Annotated in this window: 14 protein-coding genes; 5 read left to right on the plus strand and 9 right to left on the minus strand. The window is 43.6% G+C overall.

Annotated features, from left to right (window positions below; genetic code table 11):
* Window positions 1-45 precede the first annotated feature (45 nt).
* From PL85_RS04000 to PL85_RS04010, 3 genes are all read left to right on the plus strand, one after another.
* A complete protein-coding gene (locus tag PL85_RS04000; RefSeq protein ID WP_115339827.1) occupies window positions 46-1,677 on the plus strand; it encodes a methyl-accepting chemotaxis protein in 1,632 nt (543 codons plus the stop codon).
* A gap of 154 nt (window positions 1,678-1,831) precedes the next feature.
* Complete coding sequence (gene asnS, locus PL85_RS04005) at window positions 1,832-3,232, plus strand: asparagine--tRNA ligase (protein ID WP_026028293.1); 1,401 nt, start codon at window positions 1,832-1,834, stop codon at window positions 3,230-3,232.
* Window positions 3,233-3,478: 246 nt separating this feature from the next.
* Window positions 3,479-3,778, plus strand: a complete 300-nt coding sequence (locus tag PL85_RS04010; RefSeq protein WP_017043621.1) for a hypothetical protein — start codon at window positions 3,479-3,481, stop codon at window positions 3,776-3,778.
* Between the two features lie 65 nt (window positions 3,779-3,843).
* Here PL85_RS04010 and PL85_RS04015 read toward each other — a convergent pair whose 3' ends face one another.
* The 9 genes from PL85_RS04015 to PL85_RS04055 are packed head-to-tail and all read right to left on the minus strand — an operon-like array spanning window position 3,844 to window position 12,658.
* The gene (locus PL85_RS04015; RefSeq protein WP_013856766.1) at window positions 3,844-4,917 is read right to left on the minus strand and encodes a protein-glutamate methylesterase/protein-glutamine glutaminase; all 1,074 of its coding nucleotides are present in this window, start codon (window positions 4,915-4,917) and stop codon (window positions 3,844-3,846) included.
* 34 nt (window positions 4,918-4,951) lie between these two features.
* Window positions 4,952-5,470 (minus strand): chemotaxis protein CheD, encoded by a 519-nt coding sequence (locus PL85_RS04020; RefSeq protein ID WP_013856765.1) that lies wholly within the window; start codon window positions 5,468-5,470, stop codon window positions 4,952-4,954.
* The gene (locus tag PL85_RS04025; RefSeq protein ID WP_115339828.1) at window positions 5,470-6,348 is read right to left on the minus strand and encodes a CheR family methyltransferase; all 879 of its coding nucleotides are present in this window, start codon (window positions 6,346-6,348) and stop codon (window positions 5,470-5,472) included. Before PL85_RS04025 ends, PL85_RS04020 begins: the two co-directional genes overlap by 1 nt.
* Complete coding sequence (locus tag PL85_RS04030) at window positions 6,332-6,880, minus strand: chemotaxis protein CheW (RefSeq protein WP_231564188.1); 549 nt, start codon at window positions 6,878-6,880, stop codon at window positions 6,332-6,334. The genes PL85_RS04025 and PL85_RS04030 overlap by 17 nt, the downstream gene beginning before the upstream one ends.
* Window positions 6,881-6,895: 15 nt before the next feature.
* The gene (locus tag PL85_RS04035; RefSeq protein ID WP_115339829.1) at window positions 6,896-8,515 is read right to left on the minus strand and encodes a methyl-accepting chemotaxis protein; all 1,620 of its coding nucleotides are present in this window, start codon (window positions 8,513-8,515) and stop codon (window positions 6,896-6,898) included.
* A gap of 35 nt (window positions 8,516-8,550) precedes the next feature.
* Window positions 8,551-10,746, minus strand: a complete 2,196-nt coding sequence (locus PL85_RS04040; protein WP_115339830.1) for a chemotaxis protein CheA — start codon at window positions 10,744-10,746, stop codon at window positions 8,551-8,553.
* Window positions 10,747-10,763: 17 nt separating this feature from the next.
* Window positions 10,764-11,075: an STAS domain-containing protein gene (locus tag PL85_RS04045; protein WP_013856760.1), complete on the minus strand. Its 312-nt coding sequence runs from the start codon at window positions 11,073-11,075 to the stop codon at window positions 10,764-10,766.
* 9 nt (window positions 11,076-11,084) lie between these two features.
* Entirely contained in the window at window positions 11,085-11,468 is a 384-nt protein-coding gene (locus PL85_RS04050; RefSeq protein WP_013856759.1) for a response regulator, read from the minus strand.
* A 17-nt stretch (window positions 11,469-11,485) separates the two neighbouring features.
* Window positions 11,486-12,658, minus strand: a complete 1,173-nt coding sequence (locus PL85_RS04055; RefSeq protein WP_115339831.1) for a methyl-accepting chemotaxis protein — start codon at window positions 12,656-12,658, stop codon at window positions 11,486-11,488.
* A gap of 432 nt (window positions 12,659-13,090) precedes the next feature.
* Between PL85_RS04055 and PL85_RS04060 the strand changes: the two genes are divergently transcribed.
* Together PL85_RS04060 and PL85_RS04065 are read left to right on the plus strand one after the other, a co-directional pair.
* Window positions 13,091-14,545: an HD domain-containing phosphohydrolase gene (locus tag PL85_RS04060; RefSeq protein WP_115339832.1), complete on the plus strand. Its 1,455-nt coding sequence runs from the start codon at window positions 13,091-13,093 to the stop codon at window positions 14,543-14,545.
* A 291-nt stretch (window positions 14,546-14,836) separates the two neighbouring features.
* The gene (locus PL85_RS04065) at window positions 14,837-16,027 is read left to right on the plus strand and encodes an amino acid aminotransferase (protein WP_088717991.1); all 1,191 of its coding nucleotides are present in this window, start codon (window positions 14,837-14,839) and stop codon (window positions 16,025-16,027) included.
* Window positions 16,028-16,229: the final 202 nt, after the last annotated feature.

The following is a 16,229-nucleotide window of genomic DNA, read 5'->3' on the forward strand; positions in this document are numbered from 1 at the left end:
ACGCTATATTTACATAGTCATCCTCTCAATAATAATAAAATTATCATGAACTCAACAATTACATCCAAATTGCTACTTACGCTCATCACAGTTTTTGCTTTTGTATTAACGGTGTCAACGAGCTATCAATATATACAACAGCGTGACCTGCTCAATTCGGTGTTGAGTGAGCAGTTACACGATAAAGCGAGTAACTACTTTGATAGTCTCAATATGATGATGTTGACTGGTACCATGGCTCAGAAAGAGACCTTACGCCAAAAGGCACTCGCGCAAGATGGTATTGAACAGGTGCGAGTATTACGTTCAGAGGCGGTCAGTAAACTTTATGGTCCTGGAAAAGAAAATCAACAGCCAATGGACGAGATAGATAAACGCGCACTGGCCGGGGAAACCGTCATTGAACCATTCAATGCTTCCTGGGGGAAAGGATTGGTCGTCGCCTTACCGATGAAATCAAGCCTAGATTACCGAGGCACAAACTGCGTATCTTGTCATATGGCGGAAGAAGGAACCGTTTTAGGAGCTATTCGTCTTGAATATAACCTGAGCCATGTAAACCAAATGATCAGTACTCACACTGTCATTGCCGTTATTATTATGGCTTCCATTGCCTTTATCGGATTTATGATCACGCTTTTTTTGATCCGCAAGATGATTGTTCGCCCTATCCAGCATACGTCACGATTCATGTGTGAAATCAGTAAGAGCAAAGATTTATCAAAACGACTTATCAGCACCAAAAAAGATGAACTCGGACAACTCGCGGTCTCCATCAACTCTTTAATGGACACGGTTTCGGACAGTTTGGCAAAAGTGCAAGAGACCTCTCATTCGCTTGCCGATTCAGCAAACCAGTTAACCGACGTAGCACAAACAACCAACCAAGCGGCAAAAAATCAGCAGCGTGAAACCTCTGACGTCCAGCTCAATATTGAAGAGATGCAATCTCAACAACAGACGGTTAATCAAGCTACGGTTGATGCATCAAAGCTTATCAAACATACCGCTAACGTCGCTCAACAAAGTGCACAGCAAGCACATACAGCTAGCGCAGATATCAAAGGTTTGGTAAGCGATATCGAGTCCGTGAAAGATAAAATTTCTGAACTTAATAATCAGACAGGGCTGGTTTCCTCCATTCTTGAAACGATTAAAAGTATCGCCGAACAAACTAATTTGCTGGCTTTAAACGCGGCGATTGAAGCAGCACGAGCGGGTGAACAAGGAAGAGGCTTTGCGGTCGTGGCCGATGAAGTGCGAAAACTCGCCTCACGAACGGCAGAAGCGACTGGAAACATTGAGAAAATCATCGCTCAATTCCAACGTGACAGTGAAACATCGCTCGCCTCAGTTGATTTGGTCTGCTCACATGCGCATCAACGTTCAAATGAAGTCGAAGTTTTATCTTCCGCAATGAGTAATGCAGTACAAGAGATGCAGCAGGTGCTTGATCATGCAAACAATATTCAAGATCAAACACGAACGACCACACAAGTCAGCCAAGAAATTCAAGGGAAGATCGAAGTCATTACTCAACATGCTGATGATACGTCTCAATCGGCAACGCAAACCCGAGAAATCAGCGTCAATTTAAAACAGCTATCGCAGCGCTTAGAAACATTGATGAATCAATTTACGCTTTCTGCTAAGAATTCGGCCACGAATCGACAATAAAGGTTGATGCGAACGAATTGACAGGTAATATGTGCCATTGAATTAAAAAGTAATAAGCAACCCAATGTTTCGCTTGTTTTTTGTCCACTTTATAGAGTGAGAATACCTTTGAACATTGGGTTGAATTTTTACCTCAATGGAGACTATATCAAACATGACTTACGCGCCTGTAACAGACGTATTGAGCGGTAAGCTGGCCGTTGACAGTGAAGTGACTGTCCGAGGCTGGATTCGTTCTCGTCGTGATTCCAAAGCTGGAATCTCTTTTCTTGCCATTTATGACGGCTCTTGTTTCGACCCGATTCAGGCCGTGGTCCCTAATAATCTGAATAATTACAATGACGAAGTGCTAAAGCTCACTACTGGCTGCTCTGTCGAAGTAACAGGTAAGATTGTTGAGTCCCCTGCTTCTGGTCAAGCATTTGAACTTGCAGCAACTGAGGTGAAGGTTGTTGGCTGGGTTGAAGATGCTGAAACCTACCCAATGGCAAAAACTCGCCATTCAATTGAATATCTTCGTGAAGTAGCGCATCTTCGCCCACGCACCAACGTGATTGGCGCAGTGGCTCGTGTACGCAACTCCCTTTCTCAAGCCATCCACCGCTTTTACCACGAGCAAGGTTATTTCTGGATGTCAGCGCCGCTGATTACCGCTTCTGATGCAGAAGGTGCGGGTGAGATGTTCCGTGTTTCAACGCTGGATTTCGCTAACCTTCCTCGTACTGAGCAAGGCAATGTCGATTTCAATGAAGACTTCTTCGGCAAAGAGACATTTCTTACAGTTTCAGGACAGTTAAATGCCGAAGCGTATGCTTGTGCATTAAGCAAAGTGTACACTTTTGGCCCAACGTTCCGTGCTGAAAATTCAAACACGAGCCGCCACCTTGCAGAATTTTGGATGGTAGAGCCAGAAGTCGCGTTTGCTGATCTAAACGATGTCGCGAAACTGGCTGAAGATATGCTGAAGTATGTCTTCAAAGCCGTTCTTGAAGAACGTCGTGATGACCTTGAGTTTTTTGCTTCGCGTATCGACAAAGAGGCAATTACTCGTCTTGAGCAGTTCGTTAATTCAGATTTTGCGCAAGTAGACTATACCGATGCTGTGAAGATCCTAATCGATTCAGGTCGTAAGTTTGAATTTGATGTTGAATGGGGCATTGATCTTTCTTCTGAACACGAGCGCTTCCTTGCTGAAGAGCACTTCAAAGCGCCTGTGATCGTCAAGAACTACCCTAAAGACATTAAAGCATTTTACATGCGTCTAAACGACGATGGTAAAACTGTCGCTGCAATGGATGTTCTTGCCCCAGGTATTGGTGAAATCATCGGTGGCTCTCAACGTGAAGAACGTTTAGATGTTCTTGATGCGCGTATGATTGAAATGGGCATTGATCCTGAACACATGAGTTGGTATCGCGACTTACGTCGTTACGGTACTGTACCACACGCGGGTTTCGGCCTTGGCTTTGAGCGCTTAGTATCCTATGTGACCGGTATGGGCAACGTGCGTGATGTGATTCCTTTCCCACGTACACCACGCTCTGCAAACTTCTAAAAATCAAACACGATTTTTGTAAAAACCACCGACGTTAAACTTGGTGGTTTTTTTATTTCCCCAACAATCAGTGTTCATTCTCAATAACAATAGAGTGAATTTCAAATAAACATGAGATCAAAATCACCTCAATTTCATCTTCCTTTGTTACATTTAGTTCAATTACATGATCATGTTCACTCTATTGTGCTATGCAACCGAGTTACATTAACCACGTATTCAGATCGACCCATGGCGAGAACTTATATGAAAAAAAATGATGTAGATAATTTGCAGTACAATGGTGAAACAAACGGTGTTCATGGCTGGATGACCCCTTCTGGTCAACCTTACTACTGGCATCCTGATTGGCTTCATATCGCAGAAGATGCTACTGGCTTAAAGCCTAAACAAGCGTTAGATGTGGCAGAAAATGAGCAAGCAACAAAAAAACATGCCGTGTCGGCTATTTTGAAGCATATCAATCAATGGGCTTCAGAAAAGCTCGCCGAACACCCTGAAATAGAAACCGAAGCCATCGAATCTCAAATTGGCTTAAAAAAGTAACTACTACGACTTGTTGGGAGCCTCTCAACAAGTCGGTTTCAACTAAAAATAAATGAAGATCTGATCTATAAGTGCCTCGATGAAGCTCGTTGCAATATTTCCTGCGCTATTTGATTGAGTGGTAGCACCGAACAAGCACCACCACGTTCGATTGCCTCTTTGGGCATACCAAAAACGATACAGCTTGCTTCATCTTGTGCAACTGTATAGGCACCGCTTTCTTTCAACTCATGCAAACCTCGTGCGCCATCATCTCCCATTCCCGTCAAAATAAAACCGACAGCGTTAGGGCCTACATGCTTTGCCGCTGAGCGAAAAAGTACATCGACTGATGGTTTATGCCTGTTAACTGCGGGGCCATCTTTGATTTCGACTTGATAATGTGCACCACTTCGATTCAGTTGCATGTGACGGCCACCCGGAGCGATCAATGCCAACCCCGGAAGAACTCGGTCGCCATTCTTTGCTTCCCTGACCTCTATTTGACAAAGCCCATTGAGCCGGTCAGCAAACATCGCGGTAAATTTTTCGGGCATATGTTGCACGATAACAATCCCCGGAGAGACTGCTGGCAATGCTGTTAAGATCGCTTCTAAAGCTTGTGTCCCACCTGTAGATGTGCCGATCACGACCACTTTTTGTGTGGTCTTCAATGTTAATGTCGAGTGATTCGGATTCGGCATTGTTTGCTGTACTTTCTTGAGTACATGAGGTTTGGGTTTAACAATATTTTCTAGCTTTGCTTGTGCGGCGGCGCGCACCGCACTTAACATTTCCTGCCGACTTTCTTGTAGAAAATCTTTCAACCCTGCTTTGGGTTTAGTGATAATCGTCAACGCACCCGCTTGCAATGCTTGCATAGTCACTTCCGCACCACGTTCCGTCAGTGTAGAACAAATGATGACAGGCGTCGGATGCTCCGCCATCAGTTGCTTAAGAAACGTAATACCATCCATACGAGGCATTTCTACATCTAAAATAATCACATCTGGCCATTGAACAGCCATTTTTTTTTGAGCGAATATGGGATCAGAAGCGGGAGTAAGCACTTCAATATCAGGTTCATTACTCAACAAAGCGCTGATCACTTGCCGAACAACCGCGGAGTCATCCACGATTAATACTTTTATTTTTTTCATGTAATGCCTCTATAAGTCGACACTCAATGGCTGATTAATAAGCTACCTCTCTTGCAGAAGATCGCCCATATTGAACCCAAACATCACCATTTTGGACATCAAAAAATACTTTACGATAACGCTTTCCACCCACATCATTGCGGCTTACTTGAAAACCGTGCTCTTTCAGTAACTGCATACCCAGTCGCACATTTTGTTGTGCAACATTTATCGAAGCGACTTTGCTGTAGTGACCTGCAAACATAGTGCTACCTCCAAATACTTTAACAACACATTCCTTAGGATTGATTTGATGTCGTCGACACTGAAGGGAAAAGTACGCCACAACATCGCTAGCATAATAGCCTTCAGGTTGTTTGGCCTCTTCACCTAGGGCGGATCGCTGGCTCAACAGATAATGGCACATACCCACTAACTGCGTTTTTGGATGCCATAACGTAATGGCAACGCACGAACCCAGTAGCGTATGAATCCAACCTCTGTGATGACCAAAGAATATCTCGCCAGGCATCAAGTTCAGAGCCTCTGTTTTAGGTAAAAATTCGTTCGCCATTAATCACGAATCCCTCGTTTTTGATAGATAGACGGCTGCAGTAATTGCAAGTCATCGCAGTTGAGTCCGTTTAATGTTTCTGAGTGGCCTATTAATAAAATACCGCCATTTTTTAATCGGTTCGTAACGTTACTGATGACTCTTTGTTTGGTATTTTGATCAAAATAAATCATAACATTACGTAAAAAAATAAGATCAAAGTGACCAAGTTCATCCAACTGATTTTGTAAGTTCGCTAATCCGAATTTCACTTTTTTCCTTAATGAATTAACGATTTTCAATGTGTCATGCTTGGTATCGATGCCTTTTCGGCAATACGTTTTGAGATAGGCTTTCGGTATATGTTCATGGCGTAGCATCGGATAGATACCCTGTGATGCAATTTGCAACACTTGACTATTGATATCGGTACCAACTATTTGCCATTCTCCTTGGTAACGGCTGTCTAATAACATTGCCAGAGAATAAGCCTCTTCACCTGTCGAGCTTGCTGCGCTCCAGCAACGGATCTGTTTTTTCCCCCATACAGTAAAGAGATGGTGCTGGATGTAAGCAAAATGGGCCTCTTCTCTGAAAAAGTACGTTTCATTGGTGGTCAGTAAATTGATGACTCGTTGCCGCTCAAGTTTGCGTACTTGCTGATCGCTAAATTTCGTCAAATACTCAAAATAGTCCCGATATGAACTTATACCGAGCTCTCTTAAGCGCCCGCTTAGACGCCCAACCACCAACGCTTTCTTACTGGGTGTTAGTGCGATACCTGCAGATTGATATATCCAGCCACGATACAACTCAAAGTCTGCATCACTGATGATGGACATTTGCTCCATGGCTGAATTCCCAAGTTGCTGAGATTTGTGCTTAACTTGCAAGTTCATTCTGCTCTTTGACCTGTTCCATCATGGCCAACTCTTCAACAGATAGGACTTTATCCTCCGCTAAAATAATGACAAACTCTTCATCGAATTGAGCCATACCACAAATAAATTCGGTCCGGATCTTGGTACCAAAATTAGGGGCAGGTCTCATAAACTTACCTGATATTTCAATGACTTCAGAAACACTGTCAACCATAACACCTAGGTCTTGACGCTGTTCTTCATTCGTCACTTCGATAATGACAACACAAGTCTTTTTATTCACTTCTTGCGGTTTAAGATAAAAACGCCGAGCTAGATTGACGACAGGTACCACTTCACCACGCAAGTTAATAATGCCTTGAATGTAGTCAGGCATCATTGGCACCTGAGTTACTTTGCCATACTCTAATATTTCCTTAACATGCAAAATCGCAAAGGCGTACATTTCACCATTGAGCTGAAATGTTAAGTACTGTTGATCTTGTGCTAATTCTGTATTGGACTTAGCCAATATCATCGAGTTAGCCTCAACCGGGATAAGATTAGCCACATTCACCTCCAGCCACTAAAAGCGCACATACTCAGGTTCATCGTCCATAGAGACAAACTCAACATCTTTCTTCTGTTTAGGGCGTTGCTGCTCGTGGTGAACTGAAGATTTATTTACTGCTTCACGGCGATTATTTTCTGTTTTGAAGAAGGTCATTAGTTGCTGGAGCTGCTGTGCTTGGCTGCTCATCTCTTCAGAGGTCGACGCAAGCTCTTCTGATGCGGAAGCACTTTGTTGCGTGATACTGTTGAGCTGTTCCATCGCTTGGTTAATTTGTGTTGCTCCGGTTGCTTGTTCCATTGAAGCTGCGTTGATCTCTTGTACTAAATCGGATGTTCTTTGAATAGAAGGCACCATTTCATCCAGCAGTTTTCCGGCTTGTTCCGCTAAACCAACGCTATTTTTAGCGACCTCACCAATTTCTTGAGAAGCAACCTGACTGCGCTCTGCCAATTTTCGGACTTCTGCAGCCACCACTGCAAAACCTTTACCATGCTCGCCAGCTCTAGCAGCTTCGATTGCGGCGTTGAGCGCAAGTAAGTTAGTTTGATAAGCGATATCATCAATAATACCAATTTTCTCAGCTATCGATTTCATCGCTAACACGGTTTTAGCTACCGCTTCTCCACCTTCTTTCGCTTCTTTAGCCGCTTTACCTGCCATGCTATCGGTCACTTTCGCATTTTCAGTGTTTTGCGCGATTGAGGCTGACATCTGCTCTACCGACGAGGTAGTTTGTTCAACACTGGCCGCTTGTTCGCTCGCCCCTTGACTTAAGTTCTGAGCGGTAGCTGAAACTTCTTCGGATGCCGAAGCCAATGCATTACTTGAGCTATTCACTTCACCTACGATGTCTGACAACTTGGCCACCATTTTTTGCATGGCTTCAAGCAAGCGACCTAATTCATCGCCTGACGTCGCTTCAATTTTACCTGTTAAATCACCCACAGCGAGTCGGTTAGCCAGCGACACTGCTTGCTCTAAAGGATTACAGATCCCGCGGATCAAGGTAACCGCAAATCCAATACCAAACAGTAGCCCCAATATAATTGATCCAATGGCTATCATTTGTAGGTTGTCATAAAGCTCAACCTCATGGTTATAAACATTCTGCGCTTCATTAGATTGCAGCTGAATTAATGCATTTACTGTTTTTTCAACGGGTGCATAGAGTGGGCGTACTTTATCAACCGCAAGGCGAGTCGCTTCATCAATGTCTAAACGTCGCAAAGCATCAATGGTGGGCTGTAGAGCTTGCTCAACAAAGGCTTTGTTCTGTTCCTCAAACTGTTTGGCTAACTCAGCTTCCTCTTTAGTTAAGTTAGTTAACTTGTATTTGCCCCATTTGTCATCAATCACTTTGAGGTGGTTCTCAACCGTCTCAATCTGAGCACGAATAATATCCGCTTCTGGGTACAGTTGTGAGAAAGCCAGCGCTATACGATTGCTCAGAAGACGAGATTTAATGTCACCTATAGACAGTGCTGGTACGGTTCGGTCATAGTAGACCGTTTCTAGCCCATGCAGTGTTTTTTGCATGCCATAAAGCCCTAGTGATCCGACCACAATGAGTAACAAACTTAAGATGCCAACTAGCATACTTAGTTTGAATTTAACTGAAATATTTTTAAACATAGCCTATTCCTTTCTGACGATGTAATTGAGCCAAGTTAGTGCATTGCCAATAAGCGATGCTTCGACTCTTCCTTCATAATATGTTGCGATAAACTGGCGATATCTAAGATAAGAGCAATATCCCCGCTGCCCAAAATAGTCGAACCGCTGATTCCTTTAACCCGTGAAAAAATCGGCCCAAGTGGCTTAATTACGGTTTGTAATTCCCCCAACAAATTATCCACGATCAAACCAGCACTTTGCCCCGCACTACTGACCACCACCACATTTTGGCGTTTTGAGCGACGCGCAGTGAGGTTAAATTGCACTCTTAAATCAATTAAAGGCAGCACTTGTCCCCTGAGATTAATATAAGGTTTGCCTTGGCCATCTTTGAGCCACTGGTCATCAAGTTCGACGCATTCTTGAACGGCATCCAATGGCACAACGAAGGTTTCGCTACTCACTTCAATTAGGAAACCATCAATGATCGCGAGTGTGAGCGGCAATACAATGCGGATAGTTGTTCCTCGATTAAGTAGGCTGTGAATCTCTACTCGACCTCGCAAATCAGTAATATTTCGCTTCACTACGTCCATACCGACACCGCGACCTGAAATATTGGAAACCTGCTGGGCCGTTGAAAAGCCGGGCTCAAAAATGAGCTGAAAAATCTCGTCATCGCTCACGAGTTGGTTTTCATCAAGTAGCCCTTTTTCAATCGCTTTTGCGCGCAATTTTTCGCTGTTGAGCCCTTTTCCGTCATCGCTCACATCGATCACTATATTGCCTGAGTCATGGTAAGCATTGAGCGTGATGGTGCCGTGAGAAGGTTTACCATTTGCGACACGCTCTTCCTCTGTTTCAATGCCGTGGTCAATCGCATTGCGCACTAAATGCATCAAAGGATCGCCAATTTTTTCAATCACTGATTTATCTAATTCGGTATCCGCACCGGTAATCGTGAGATGAATACTTTTGTTTAGCTCCTTCGCCATATCACGAACAACGCGTTGAAAACGGGCAAATGTCGCACCGATAGCCACCATTCTAAGCTGTAGTGCCGCGTCTCTGACTTCTTCGAGAAGGCCATTGAGCCGTGCAACAGATTCAATCATTACATTTTCGCCAATTAGCTCCGCCTGTAATGCACTGCTGGCACCTGCGGTGACCAATTCCCCGACTAAATTAATTAAGGTATCTAACTTTTCAGCATCCACTCGCAAGCTTTTTTGCTCTTTGGTTAGCGCCTCTCGGGCTTTACTTTGTTTATCGACCGCCGCATTGAGTACGGGTGCTAATTGAGCATCAGCCTGAGTGATAATTTCGCCTATGGGTATCGCGTCCGAACTCGCTTCTCGCCGCTCACTTTGTTGCTGCAATGCACGCTTCAATTCAGTCTCAGTGAGCGCGCCACAACGAACTAATATTTCGCCAATTCTATAATTTTCATCGGGCATTGATTGAATGTGCTCAATGAAGTCACCCACTTTGGCACTGGGCGGAAAGATGCGAACGTCACCTTCTTCACGAATGAATTCAAACACGTCTTCGATTTGTTGTTTAGATGCCGGCGAATAGAAACGCAGTTCAAAACCCAAATAACAACATTCCGGATCAAAGTTGTGCCAATCAGGTAATTTTCGGTCGACCGCCTCGATATAAATAACCTCTCCCAGCGTAGTTAAATAAGAAAGAAAAGAGAGCGGATCCATACCATCTTGGAATGCATGAAGCGGGAAAGTTAAAGAGATATGCCAGCAGAAATTGTCGAGTGCGGTGTGATCAGGTTCAGATTCCGTGGCTGGTGAATGACTTTCTGGTTCAGATTGACCTAAAAACTCAGACAATCGGGCTCCTAAGCGCTGTCCGGTAACGTCATCTTCTGATGACTCTTGCCCCGTTTGAGCATCATCAATCAAGCTCACCATGTGATCGCGGCACTCAAGCAACAAGGAAATATGCTTTTCATGCAACTTAAGTTGTTCTGAGCGCAATAAATCAAGCAAGCTTTCTACTTTATGAGTAAAACGAACGATCTCATTTAAGTTAAATATCCCTGCTGAGCCTTTTACAGTATGCGCTGCTCGGAAAATTGCGTTTAATCGCTCATTTAAGCCATCAAGATTTCCGCTATCCAGTTCAAGAAGGTCAGATTCCATCCCTTCAAGCAACTCCCTACTCTCATTAAAATAAGTTTGGAGCGCCGCAGCCATCATTTCGTCCATAGTATCTCCCTGGGGCTTCGTCATTAGCTTGTCACTTTGTCTTATTGTGAACTCGAAAGAACGATAGGGTCATGAAACCATCCCACTAGCCCCAGTTTACCCAGCACATCCACCACGACTTCACTGTGATGAATCAGTTCACATCCCTGTTCTATTCTTGCTTTTTTAAATGCCATCAATACTTGTACGCAACTGCTGTCCAGAGCAGTGACTTGGGAAAGTTCAATGGCGATCTTCTCGCTATGAGACACAAAAGGGGTCAGCTGCTCAAACAAATTTCGAGCCTCATAAATCGTCAGTTCACCGTCAAGTTTTAACATTAATTGCTCATCGGTTTGGTGTGGAGTCAGCATAATCCCCCCTTAGGCTTGGATCAGTTTTGCTACGGCGGCAAGCATCTGTTCAGGTGCAAAGGGTTTTACAACCCAAGCTTTCGCACCCGCAGCACGACCCTGTTCTTTCTTCGATGCCTCAGATTCAGTTGTGAGCATAATCACCGGCGTAAATTTTGTGTCTGGCCTTTGCTTCAGCTCTTTAAGTAAGGTAATGCCATCCATATTCGGCATATTTACGTCGCTGATGACCAAATGAACACGATTCCCGGCCAATTTGGATAATGCATCTTTACCATCATGAGCTTCGATCGTCTGATAGCCTGCTCCTTTTAAGGTCATACTCACAACCTGCCGAATTGAAGCCGAATCATCTACAACAAGTACCGTTTTGTTCATCACAGAGTTCCTCATTTATTCATTTACGGTTCTCAAAAGAAAGTAATGTCCGTGCTAGTCACCTTGCTTTTCACCTCAGTAACCTTGCCTTTGTGGCTTTCATGTTGTTCTATCATGGTGTAGTTCTTGGTCATTTTTTCCAGCCATTTTTGCGGGGATAATTCGCCTGCGATCGCATGATTGCTGTCTTGTTTGAGCAGCTCTAATGAGTCACTGAGTTCTTTGAGATTGGTGCTGATTTGCTCTAATATTTGGCTTACTCGGTCTTGAAATTGCAATTTCACAATCACACTACTGATTGTTTCCTTCACCGAAAATGCATCTTCTTTTAACCGCTCAGACTGTTGCTGTAAGGTTTGTGCCATATCTTGGAAGTGGTTAATGACATAATCGATACGCTGCTCGGTTTGTTCCATTTGTTCACTCTCAGCCGCAATAGCCATTTCAGCCATCTTAAATGTAGTATTAATCGCATCACTGACAACGTTCACTTTCTCCGTCATGCTGCTAGCGATCTCCCTTGAACGCTGTGAAAGGTTACGCACTTCATCGGCCACCACTGCAAAACCTCGACCTGCCTCTCCTGCTCTGGCTGACTCAATGGCAGCATTAAGTGCTAATAAGTTGGTTTTTTCAGCAATGCCCACCACATCGGTTGCCATTTTTTTTAAATCGACTGTGTATTGATCAAGGCTGCGCATTTCATCAAGCATATGCTCTCTTGTCTTTTGGCTTTCTCTAAGCTCATCAACCGCTTTAGAAAGCATCGCTCGACAACGCTCAATTTCGCTCATTAAATTACGCTCATCTTTTAAGGTTGAGCCTTGCGAGAAGGAGAGTGCTTGTGAAAGCTGCGTGACAAGATCACCAAATTGCTGGCTCAGTTGAGTAACAGAATCGGTAAGTTGCACATTGGCTAAATCAATATGACGAGACCACACTGGCAGAGATTGAGCAAAGAGAGGCTCTAAAGAATGATATCCATCCAGTTGGATCTCTTGTGTTTGAGAAAGGTGTTCAATTGTCTTTTTTTGCGCTTTGACTTGGGAAATGAAGGATTCGTAATTCCAAATTGCATAGCTAACACTAGCAAAAGTCACAAATAATAGAGCCCAAACACCAAAATGTGTTGGCTGTGGCATAAGAGCAACTATCGACAATAGCACTAAGGGCACGTAAACACGTACCAGCCTAATGAGGAGCATGATTTATTATCCTTTAGCCATAAAACACTGACGAAAGCTATGACGTTATGTAAGAAGTTGTTATGCAACGCCTGGAGCTCATAACTAAAGATAGGAAAGCTTGGAGGAATCTGCAATGTAGTCGGCAGATGTAATTTTACTTTTGTTGTTTTAGGTAATTTTAAACAGTCCACTCTTATCAATCAGAGTAACGATTGACTTTCGTTAAGTTCGGCTGAGTAACGTCATTGAGCCCTCTCCTCTGTACTCATAACATGACGCACTGATCGGATCACATTGGCTTTATTTTATTTAGCTATCTTTCCTAGAAATACATCACTAGAATCCATCGCTTTTCTGATCCTCCGCACATCGGTTAATCACGAAAACACAACATTGAACGAATTTAATCACCTAAACTTAAGCATCACATACTGTAATGAAATCAAATTCATGAATAATACCAAGCGAAACAACAGCCAACTCACCGCACTGCTCTACCTCTTAGCTGCGCTGCTATTTGCCACCTATGGCGGACGAATCTGTCCGATGTTGTCCAGTTTAAGCGCATTAGAAATCACCACTCATGTCACGATTAGTGTATTTTGTGCATGGGTAATGCGTCGATATGTCTTTATTCACCATCATTGGGCAAAAACAGAACAGTATGCAAAACTCGATAGTGTTTTGTTTTTTCTTGTCAGTATTCCACTCGCTCTTTATTACAATCAGCACTATCAATTCACCATCGATAGCAACGTAAAAGTCCTGTTTGGTTTAACACTGTTTGGTTTCTTTACCGGAAGCTTATTACAACTCATCGCTAAACGAGCCCAATATCGCCAGCACGCAGTACAATTGAATCGTCAACAACTCCAAGGTGAAAGGCATTCGATTGTTAAGCAGATGATCGGGTTAATGATGCTGATGATCATCACTCTGACAGCCACACTCACGATGGTCGCGGTGAAAGATCTTTTTTGGCTTGAACATAACCCTGCCAGTTTAATCAATGGGCATGGCAAGATAAGCATTATTAAAGAGTTTATTTATGTTTCTTTGGTTTTGGGCGGTTATGTGATCGCTATCCTCTGGCAGTGGGGAAGGCTGATGAAGCAAATATTGCACGCTCAAGAGCATTCGCTATGCCAAGTGACTCAAGGTGATATAGCACAACGCTTACCAATTTTTGAAAATAACGAGTTAGGTTCTGTAGCTTGGTTGACCAATCAAATGTTGGATAGCCTACAAAACTCACAGGATGAAGTAAAAACCACGCGTGATGTCGCCATCGTCAGCCTAGCCGCTTTAGCTGAATCTCGCGATAATGAAACTGGCGCTCATATTTTACGTACTCAAGAATATGTCAAAGTACTCGCGCAATATCTAAGCCAAAAACCGAAATATCAGCCTTTATTAACGCCCACTTATATTGATTTACTCTACAAATCAGCCCCATTACACGACGTCGGCAAAGTCGGTATCCCTGATGCCGTCCTACTGAAACCCGGCAAGCTCACCGATGATGAGTTCATTATTATGAAGGGGCACCCAGAGATCGGCGCACAAGCACTGTCGATTGCCGAGCAGCACCTTGGCACAAGTTCCTTTTTAGCAATCGCGAAAGAAATCGCCCTCACTCACCATGAAAAATGGGATGGATCGGGCTATCCAAAACAACTCAAAGGGGAAGAGATTCCACTCTCAGGCCGTTTAATGGCACTGGCTGATGTATATGATGCGCTCATCTCAAAGCGCGTTTACAAACCCGCGTTTTCTCATGATGAAGCAAAAGCCATCATTCTACAGGGCGAAGCGACACATTTTGACCCACAAGTCGTAGAGGCTTTTTTGAGTGTTGAACAACAATTTGTCGCCATTGCCGCTCGCCATCAGGATAAACATTAATCTCTTATTACAGTAGCTCCTCCGCTCAATGGCAAAATATCGTATTTGATGATGAATTTTGCCGTTGAGCTGACTACTTCTCAAAGTAAAACCTATTTAATCTCCCCGCCTGAAAACGGTGGATGATAGAGTTTTTTTAAAAAAATCGCCTTTTTGTTCATGATTCTTAGCCAACACAAATTATTTTCAGTTTTTCTGTTTTGTGTGTTGTAACGGATATTTCATAAAGGTATAAATACCTTAATTTTATGTTTCTAAAATCCCTTCTAACACTTTACATGGATGATGATTATGTTTGAAAAAGTTGTCGCAGCTCCGGCTGACCCTATTCTTGGTTTAACCGAAGAGTTTAAAAAAGATCCTCGCACTGAAAAAATTAACCTCGGTGTTGGTATCTACAAAAATGAAGCAGGTGAAACACCTGTTCTTGCGACAGTAAAGAAAGCGGAAGCGGCGTTGCTTGAGTCTGAAAAGACCAAATCTTATCTCACCATTGAAGGTACTGCTGAATATGGGCTCGCGGTACAAAAACTGCTGTTTGGCGATGAATCTGAGATTGTGACGCAAAAGCTCGCAAAAACGGCGCAAGCGCCGGGTGGTACTGGTGCACTGCGTGTAGCTGGTGAATTTATTAAGCGTCAAATCGGCGACGTGAAAGTGTGGATCAGCAACCCAACATGGGCAAACCATCACGGTGTTTTTAATGCGGCTGGTTTAGAAACCACGCAGTATTCGTACTACAATGCCGAAACGAAAGATAAAGATTTCGCAGCGATGCTTACCGATCTTGAGCAAGCTCAAGCGGGTGATATTGTTCTTCTACACGGGTGCTGCCACAACCCAACTGGCATTGATCCAACCGATAAAGAGTGGGAAACGTTAGCAAAATTAGTCGCTGATAAAGGGCTTCTTCCTCTGTTTGACTTTGCTTATCAAGGTTTTGCGAAAGGTGTTGAAGAAGACGCACAGGGCCTACGTACTTTTGCGAAATACAATAAAGAGATCTTAGTAGCGAGCTCATTCTCTAAAAACTTCGGTTTGTACAATGAGCGCGTGGGTGCGTTTACCATCGTTGCTGGCTCAACAGATGTTGCTGAAACAGCTTTCTCACAAATCAAAGCGATCATTCGTTCCATTTACTCAAACCCACCAGCGCACGGTGCTGCTGTGGTTACTTATATCCTCAACAACGCCGAACTGCGCGCAGAATGGGAAAACGAAGTGACTGAAATGCGTGAACGTATTCAAGAGATGCGTGAGCTGTTTGTTACCACCCTAAAAGCCGAAGGTGTGAAGGCTGATTTTAGCTTTATTGAACGTCAAAATGGCATGTTCTCTTTTTCTGGTTTGAACAAGGAACAAGTTGCTCGTCTGAAAGATGAATTGGCAATTTACATCGTCGGTTCCGGCCGTATCAGTGTGGCAGGCATGACGAAATCGAATATGGGCCCACTGTGCAAAGGTATTGCAGCGGTTCTATAATCGATAATGATAAGAAATAGACAACAATAGCCGCCACTTGTCGGCTATTTTTTTATCTTCAATTCACTGAAATGACACTTGATTCACCTCAAAGCGCGTACACTTTCCCCTCTTGCCTGCAAAGCACGTTCTTTTCATGTACTATAACTCTCTGAATCCTATGTCCAATGCCACCGATGTAACCGGATCCCTTTGACAAGTT

This window comes from Vibrio anguillarum (assembly GCF_001989995.2).
Taxonomy (GTDB): Bacteria; Pseudomonadota; Gammaproteobacteria; order Enterobacterales; family Vibrionaceae; genus Vibrio; species Vibrio anguillarum.

What these genes read in the sequence shown, in the direction of transcription:
- PL85_RS04065 (WP_088717991.1), top strand. Translation starts at nt 14,837, where the DNA reads ATGTTTGAAAAAGTTGTCGCAGCTCCGGCTGACCCTATTCTTGGTTTA.
- PL85_RS04040 (WP_115339830.1), bottom strand. Translation starts at nt 10,746, where the DNA reads ATGACGAAGCCCCAGGGAGATACTATGGACGAAATGATGGCTGCGGCG.
- PL85_RS04045 (WP_013856760.1), bottom strand. Translation starts at nt 11,075, where the DNA reads ATGCTGACTCCACACCAAACCGATGAGCAATTAATGTTAAAACTTGAC.
- PL85_RS04035 (WP_115339829.1), bottom strand. Translation starts at nt 8,515, where the DNA reads ATGTTTAAAAATATTTCAGTTAAATTCAAACTAAGTATGCTAGTTGGC.
- PL85_RS04055 (WP_115339831.1), bottom strand. Translation starts at nt 12,658, where the DNA reads ATGCTCCTCATTAGGCTGGTACGTGTTTACGTGCCCTTAGTGCTATTG.
- PL85_RS04060 (WP_115339832.1), top strand. Translation starts at nt 13,091, where the DNA reads ATGAATAATACCAAGCGAAACAACAGCCAACTCACCGCACTGCTCTAC.
- PL85_RS04020 (WP_013856765.1), bottom strand. Translation starts at nt 5,470, where the DNA reads ATGGCGAACGAATTTTTACCTAAAACAGAGGCTCTGAACTTGATGCCT.
- asnS (WP_026028293.1), top strand. Translation starts at nt 1,832, where the DNA reads ATGACTTACGCGCCTGTAACAGACGTATTGAGCGGTAAGCTGGCCGTT.
- PL85_RS04015 (WP_013856766.1), bottom strand. Translation starts at nt 4,917, where the DNA reads ATGAAAAAAATAAAAGTATTAATCGTGGATGACTCCGCGGTTGTTCGG.
- PL85_RS04000 (WP_115339827.1), top strand. Translation starts at nt 46, where the DNA reads ATGAACTCAACAATTACATCCAAATTGCTACTTACGCTCATCACAGTT.
- PL85_RS04010 (WP_017043621.1), top strand. Translation starts at nt 3,479, where the DNA reads ATGAAAAAAAATGATGTAGATAATTTGCAGTACAATGGTGAAACAAAC.
- PL85_RS04050 (WP_013856759.1), bottom strand. Translation starts at nt 11,468, where the DNA reads ATGAGGAACTCTGTGATGAACAAAACGGTACTTGTTGTAGATGATTCG.
- PL85_RS04025 (WP_115339828.1), bottom strand. Translation starts at nt 6,348, where the DNA reads ATGAACTTGCAAGTTAAGCACAAATCTCAGCAACTTGGGAATTCAGCC.